The organism is Micromonospora sp. IBHARD003 (genome assembly GCF_056106285.1).
The window spans coordinates 1,775,860-1,782,500 of record NZ_JBWBBX010000001.1; the positions used below are offsets into that span (position 1 = coordinate 1,775,860).

The window sequence follows — 6,641 nt, forward strand, 5'->3', positions numbered from 1 at the left end:
GTTAGGTTAGCCTAGCCTGCCATGGTCATGGTGGCCGGGAAGCCCTTCTCGCGGGCCTGCGCGTGCCGGCGGCCGACGCCTCACCAGCCCAGCCTGGCCAGTGCCTTCCCTGCGTCGAGCCTGCTCGTTCCGTCCCCGGCGCAGGTCCACGCCGCCGCGCACAACGCCCGCAGCCCGTCGAGCGCTTCGCCGTCCCCGTCCAGCACCAGCCCGTCCTCGTGCGCACGAGCCGTCCAGCCGCCGCAGATGAACCCGTCCCCGCTGTCGCTCACCTCGGGCTGTCCGGTCAGCAGACCCCGCAGGTCCGCGTCCACATACGTGGGCCGGTGCTCCGGCCGGGCCGCGAGCAACTGCGCGGCGTCCGTCACGCCGGTCAGCACCAGCAGGGAGTCCACTCCCCCGTTGAACGCGCCCTCGATGTCGGTGTCCAGCCGGTCTCCCACGACCAGCGGGCGCTCGGCCCCCGTCCGCAGGACGGTCTCGCGATGCATCGGCGGCAGTGGCTTCCCTGCCACCTGCGGCTCGGCTCCGGTGGCGATCCGCACCACCTCCACCGCGGCGCCGTTGCCGGGCGCGATGCCCCGTGCGCTCGGGATGGTCAGATCCGTGTTGGACGCGAACCACGGCACACCCCGCGCAATGGCGTAACACGCCTCGGCGAATCGTCCCCACGCCAGCTCGGGTCCGCCGTATCCCTGCACCACGGCGGCCGGGTCGTCGTCCGCCGACTCGACCGGCTCCAGTCCACGCTCACGCAGCGCCACCCGCAGCCCTTCACCTCCGACGACCAGCACCCGCGAGCCCGCAGGCACCTGTGCGGCGATCAGCCGCGCCACGGCCTGCGCCGAGGTGATGACGTCGTCCGGCCGGGCGGGCACCCCCAGCTCGGTGAGATGGTGCGCGACGGCGTCCGGGGTGCGCAGCGCGTTGTTCGTGACGTACGCCAGGTGCATCCCCCGGGCGCGCGCCGCCCCCAGGGCCTCCACGGCGTGTGCGATCGCCTGCCCGCCCGCGTACACCACCCCGTCGAGGTCGAGCAGTGCCGTGTCGTACGCGACGTTCAGCGCCCGCGCGCTGCCACTCGGCCTGGTCCTGCTCCGCTCGCCCATCCTGGTCCGCTCCTCACTCGTGGCGCTTCTGCCCCGATCATCGCGCATGACCACGGCCACATACGATGCATGAATGAACACCAGAGGTGTCCCGGCCGACGACGGTCTGTACATGATCCCGTTCCGCGGACTGCGCTATGTCCCCGAACGGGTCGGCAGCCTTGCTGCCGTGACCTCGCCTCCGTACGACGTGGTCGTGCGCCCCGACGGGCTGCACCACCTGGAGTCGGCGGATCCGTACAACATCGTCCGGCTCATCCTCCCCCAGGCCGACACCCCCGCCGAACGCCATGAGCAGGCCGCCGAGACGCTGGAGCGCTGGCTGGCCGAGGGGGTCCTCGCGCCCGATCCGGAGCCTGCCCTCTACGTCTACGAACAGCGCAAGGGTGACATCCTGCAGCGCGGGCTCATCGGTGCACTGGCCCTGTCGGAGCCGGACAAGGGCATCGTGCTCCCGCACGAGGACGTGATGCCCGACGTGGTGGCCGACCGTGCGGCCCTGATGCGGACCACGGCGGCCAACCTCGAGCCGCTGCTCCTCACATATCGCAGCGACGGTTCCGACACCGGAGCCGGCGCGATCATCGACCGGATCGCCCTCGAGCGCCCCCTGCTGGCGACGACCACGGAGGACGGCTTCAGTCACCGTCTGTGGTCCGTGACCGCCCCCGCCGACCTGGCGGAGATCGCAGAGGACCTCACCCGCCACCAGGCCCTGATCGCGGACGGCCACCACCGGTGGGCGACCTATCTGCTGCTGCGTGACGAACAGCGGGTGCCGGGTGCCTGGAACTACGGCCTGGTGCTCCTGATCGACACGGCCCGCTATCCGCTCCGGGTCCGCGCGATCCACCGTCTGCTGAACCGTCTTCCGGTCGCGGACGCCCTCGCCGCTATCGCCGGCCACGCCCGGGTGCGCCCGGTCGACGGGCCGCTGGAGAACGCGCTCGAGGCGCTGGCGGAGGCGGCGGCCGAGGGAAACGCCTTCCTTCTCGCCGGGGATGGGCGGTTCCATCTGCTGGACCGTCCCGACGCCGCGCTGCTGGCGCGTACCGTTCCGGGCGGCCGCCCGGAAGCCTGGCGCCGGCTCGACGCGACCGTGCTGCACTCCGCACTGCTGCAGCACATCTGGCGGATCCCCGACTCCCCCGTGGAGATCACCTACATCCATGACGCCGAAGCCGCGGTCGAGCAGGCCGAGCGGCGTGGCGGCACGGCGGTCCTGATGCACCCGGTGCGCGAGGAGGTCGTACGCGATCTCGCACGCCAGGGAGTCACGATGCCGCGCAAGTCGACGTCCTTCGGCCCGAAGCCGGCCACAGGGCTGGTGCTGCGGAGCCTGAGCCTGGGCTGACCCCGCCCTGTGGCGCGGCGGCGCCCGTGGACGTACGACGACAAGACGAAGGTCCGGCTCCCCATGGGAGTCATGGGGAGCCGGACCTTCGCTGTGCCTGCGACGCCGGATGCCGGCGTCGTGCCGCGATCAGGCCTTGTCGTCGTCCTCGGCGGATTCGGCCTGCTCGGCCTGCTCGGTCTCCTGCGCGAGCGGGGCGGACTCGGCGTCGTCCTCGCTCTCCACGGCTTCGTCTTCCTTGCCGGGTACGACGACGTCCTCATCGTCGGACAACGCGTCGACGAACTCGACGCCATCGAGCTCGGCGAGCCGGTCCGAGGCGTTCGTGGATCCGTCCTTGTCGGCCTCGACGGCCTTGGCGAACCACTCGCGGGCCTCGTCCTCGCGCCCTGCGGCGAGAAGTGCGTCGGCGTACGCGTAGCGCAGTCGTGCGCTCCACGGCTGGACCGTGCTCGAAGCCAGCTCAGGGCTCTGCAGGGTGACGATGGCGGCGTCCAGCTGCCCCATGTCACGCCGTGCTCCGGCGGCGACGAGCCGCATCTCGACCTGACCGGCCTTGTCCAGCTTCTGCACGTCGGCCTCACCGGCCATCGCCAGGGCCCGCTCGGGCCGGCCGAGGCCCCGCTCGCAGTCGGCCATGACGGGCCACAGCTCGACGCTGCCGGTCATCCGCCGGGCGGCCCGGAACTCCGCGAGCGCCTCGGAGTACTTCTGCGTGGCGTACGCGGCAAAACCTGCGGCCTCCCGCACGGCAGCGACCCGGGAGGCGAGCCGCAGCGCCACGCGCGAGTACCCGTACGCCTGCTCCGGCTCCTCGTCGATCAGCCGCGCGACCATCACGAGGTTCCTGGCGACATCCTCCGCGAGGGTCTTCGGCAGGCTCTGCAGCTCCTGGTGGACGTCCTTGTCGAGCTCGTCGCCCATGACGTCCTCCGGGATCGGCAGCCGCTTGATCGGCTCCCGGTCCCTGTCCCGTCCGCGATCGCGGTCCCGGTCGTCGCGGCGCCCGTAGCCACCGCGGTCGTCACGGCCGCCCCGGTCGTCACGACCCCGGTACCCACTGCGGTCACGGTCCCGGTCCTCGCGGCGGGGCCCACGCGGCCGGTCGTCACGCCGGAAGCCGCCCCGGTCGTCGCTGCGACGGGGTCCACGGTCATCGCGGCGGTCATCGCGGCGTGCGTAGCCTCGATCGTCGTCACGCCGGGGAGCACGGTCATCCCGTCGGAAACCACCACGGTCGTCATCCCGACGCGGCGCACGATCGTCACGCCGGAAACCACCACGGTCATCGTCACGCCGAGGAGCACGGTCATCCCGCCGGAAACCACCACGGTCGTCATCCCGACGCGGCGCACGATCGTCACGCCGGAAACCACCACGGTCATCGTCACGCCGAGGACCGCGGTCATCCCGCCGGAAACCACCACGGTCGTCATCCCGACGCGGCGCACGATCGTCACGCCGGAAACCACCACGGTCATCGTCACGCCGAGGACCGCGGTCATCCCGTCGGAAGCCACCACGGTCGTCATCCCTGCGGCCGTATCCGCGGTCATCACGGCGCTCTTCGCGCCGGAACCCGCCACGGTCGTCACGGCGATCGTCACGCCGGGGAGCACGGTCATCCCGTCGGAAGCCACCACGGTCGTCATCCCGACGCGGCGCACGATCGTCACGCCGGAAGCCACCACGGTCATCGTCACGCCGAGGAGCACGGTCATCCCGCCGGAAACCACCACGGTCGTCATCCCGACGCGGCGCACGATCGTCACGCCGGAAACCACCACGGTTATCCGAGCGGTCATCACGGCGCGCATAGCCACGGTCATCACGGGGGAAGTGGCTGCCACGGCTGTCGTCGCGGCGATCGTCACGGCGCGCTTGGCCGCGGTCGTCCCGCGGGAAGCGGCTACCGCTGCCGTCATCGCGGCGTCCGTAGCCACCTCGGCTGTCATCACGGGAAGAGGAACCGCTGCGGTAGCCGCCACGGTCGTCGTCCCTGCGGCCATCGCGCCGGTCGTCCCGACGTCCGTACCCACCGCGGGAGTCGTCCCGGCGGGGACCGCCTCGGTGGCCGCCCCGGTCGCCGTCGCCATCACGGCGACGCGGCTCGCGCTCCGGACGATCGTCGGAGGAGTTGGTGGGCATCGGTATGGCTCCTGTCTTCGGGTACCGCAGTCATTCTCACGCAGCCGGCCGCCCAGCGCGCTTCGGGAATTATCAGGCAAAACAAAAGGACCCGTGGTCCCAGCTGAACGCTGGGACCACGGGTCCAGAAAGATTGTTCGGCGGCGTCCTACTCTCCCACAGGGTCCCCCCTGCAGTACCATCGGCGCTGAAAGGCTTAGCTTCCGGGTTCGGAATGTAACCGGGCGTTTCCCTAACGCTATGACCACCGAAACCCTATCGGGTTCGAGCGAACAAGCACACTTTTCAATTGATTAAGTGCAACTTGGTTCAACCGGTGCGACTGTTCGCAACCCGGGAACCACACAGTGGACGCGAGCAACTGAGGACAAGCCCTCGGCCTATTAGTACCGGTCAACTCCACACGTTACCGTGCTTCCATATCCGGCCTATCAACCCAGTCGTCTACTGGGAGCCTTACCCCATCAAGTGGGTGGGAGTCCTCATCTCGAAGCAGGCTTCCCGCTTAGATGCTTTCAGCGGTTATCCCTCCCGAACGTAGCCAACCAGCCATGCCCTTGGCAGAACAACTGGCACACCAGAGGTTCGTCCGTCCCGGTCCTCTCGTACTAGGGACAGCCCTTCTCAAGACTCCTGCGCGCGCAGCGGATAGGGACCGAACTGTCTCACGACGTTCTAAACCCAGCTCGCGTACCGCTTTAATGGGCGAACAGCCCAACCCTTGGGACCGACTCCAGCCCCAGGATGCGACGAGCCGACATCGAGGTGCCAAACCATCCCGTCGATATGGACTCTTGGGGAAGATCAGCCTGTTATCCCCGGGGTACCTTTTATCCGTTGAGCGACGGCGCTTCCACAAGCCACCGCCGGATCACTAGTCCCGACTTTCGTCCCTGCTCGACCCGTCGGTCTCACAGTCAAGCTCCCTTGTGCACTTACACTCAACACCTGATTGCCAACCAGGCTGAGGGAACCTTTGGGCGCCTCCGTTACTCTTTAGGAGGCAACCGCCCCAGTTAAACTACCCATCAGACACTGTCCCTGATCCGGATCACGGACCCAGGTTAGACATCCAGCACGACCAGAGTGGTATTTCAACGACGACTCCACAACCACTGGCGTGGCCGCTTCAAAGTCTCCCACCTATCCTACACAAGCCGAACCGAACACCAATATCAAACTGTAGTAAAGGTCCCGGGGTCTTTCCGTCCTGCTGCGCGAAACGAGCATCTTTACTCGTAGTGCAATTTCACCGGGCCTATGGTTGAGACAGTCGAGAAGTCGTTACGCCATTCGTGCAGGTCGGAACTTACCCGACAAGGAATTTCGCTACCTTAGGATGGTTATAGTTACCACCGCCGTTTACTGGCGCTTAAGTTCTCAGCTTCGCCCCACCGAAATGGAGCTAACCGGTCCCCTTAACGTTCCAGCACCGGGCAGGCGTCAGTCCGTATACATCGCCTTACGGCTTCGCACGGACCTGTGTTTTTAGTAAACAGTCGCTTCTCGCTGGTCTCTGCGGCCACCCCCAGCTCACCGAGTAAATCGGATCACCAGACGTGGCCCCCCTTCTCCCGAAGTTACGGGGGCATTTTGCCGAGTTCCTTAACCATAGTTCACCCGAACGCCTCGGTATTCTCTACCTGACCACCTGAGTCGGTTTAGGGTACGGGCCGCCATGAAACTCGCTAGAGGCTTTTCTCGACAGCATAGGATCATCCACTTCACCACAATCGGCTCGGCATCAGGTCTCACCCTGTATGAGAGACGGATTTACCTATCTCTCGGGCTACACCCTTACCCCGGGACAACCACCGCCCGGGCTGGACTACCTTCCTGCGTCACCCCATCACTTACCTACTACCACCTTGGATCAGCGGCTCCACCACTCCCCCTCACTCCGAAGAGATCAAGGGCGGCTTCACGGCCTTAGCATTAATGGATTCGATATTGGGCGCTTCAAAGCGGGTACCGGAATATCAACCGGTTGTCCATCGACTACGCCTGTCGGCCTCGCCTTAGGTCCCGAC

Annotated in this window: 4 protein-coding genes and 2 rRNA genes (1 of these 6 running past the window's edge); 1 reads left to right on the forward strand and 5 read right to left on the reverse strand. The window is 67.3% G+C overall.

Translation table 11 applies throughout. The annotated features are described in order from the left end of the window. Nucleotides 1–80 precede the first annotated feature (80 nt). On the reverse strand, nucleotides 81–1,109 hold the full coding sequence (locus ACTWOL_RS07825; RefSeq protein ID WP_474295753.1) for an HAD-IIA family hydrolase: 1,029 nt from the start codon (nucleotides 1,107–1,109) through the stop codon (nucleotides 81–83). Nucleotides 1,110–1,182: 73 nt separating this feature from the next. Here ACTWOL_RS07825 and ACTWOL_RS07830 point away from each other — a divergent pair, with 73 nt between their 5' ends. Beyond that, complete coding sequence (locus ACTWOL_RS07830; protein WP_474295755.1) at nucleotides 1,183–2,463, forward strand: DUF1015 domain-containing protein; 1,281 nt, start codon at nucleotides 1,183–1,185, stop codon at nucleotides 2,461–2,463. A gap of 129 nt (nucleotides 2,464–2,592) precedes the next feature. On the opposite strand, the gene ACTWOL_RS07835 is transcribed toward ACTWOL_RS07830, so the two are convergent. The 4 genes from ACTWOL_RS07835 to ACTWOL_RS07850 all read right to left on the reverse strand — a co-directional run. Continuing rightward, the gene (locus ACTWOL_RS07835; protein ID WP_474295757.1) at nucleotides 2,593–3,387 is read right to left on the reverse strand and encodes a tetratricopeptide repeat protein; all 795 of its coding nucleotides are present in this window, start codon (nucleotides 3,385–3,387) and stop codon (nucleotides 2,593–2,595) included. Beyond that, nucleotides 3,300–4,559, reverse strand: a complete 1,260-nt coding sequence (locus ACTWOL_RS07840) for a hypothetical protein (protein WP_474295759.1) — start codon at nucleotides 4,557–4,559, stop codon at nucleotides 3,300–3,302. The genes ACTWOL_RS07835 and ACTWOL_RS07840 overlap by 88 nt, the downstream gene beginning before the upstream one ends. A gap of 187 nt (nucleotides 4,560–4,746) precedes the next feature. Next, nucleotides 4,747–4,863: ribosomal RNA gene (rrf, locus tag ACTWOL_RS07845) — 5S ribosomal RNA — on the reverse strand. A gap of 111 nt (nucleotides 4,864–4,974) precedes the next feature. Then, a 23S ribosomal RNA gene (locus ACTWOL_RS07850) occupies nucleotides 4,975–6,641 on the reverse strand (it continues 1,455 nt past the right edge of the window).

Coding starts and splice junctions, on each gene's coding strand:
- ACTWOL_RS07830 (WP_474295755.1), top strand. CDS start 1,183: ATGAACACCAGAGGTGTCCCGGCCGACGACGGTCTGTACATGATCCCG.
- ACTWOL_RS07825 (WP_474295753.1), bottom strand. CDS start 1,109: ATGGGCGAGCGGAGCAGGACCAGGCCGAGTGGCAGCGCGCGGGCGCTG.
- ACTWOL_RS07835 (WP_474295757.1), bottom strand. CDS start 3,387: ATGGGCGACGAGCTCGACAAGGACGTCCACCAGGAGCTGCAGAGCCTG.
- ACTWOL_RS07840 (WP_474295759.1), bottom strand. CDS start 4,559: ATGGCGACGGCGACCGGGGCGGCCACCGAGGCGGTCCCCGCCGGGACG.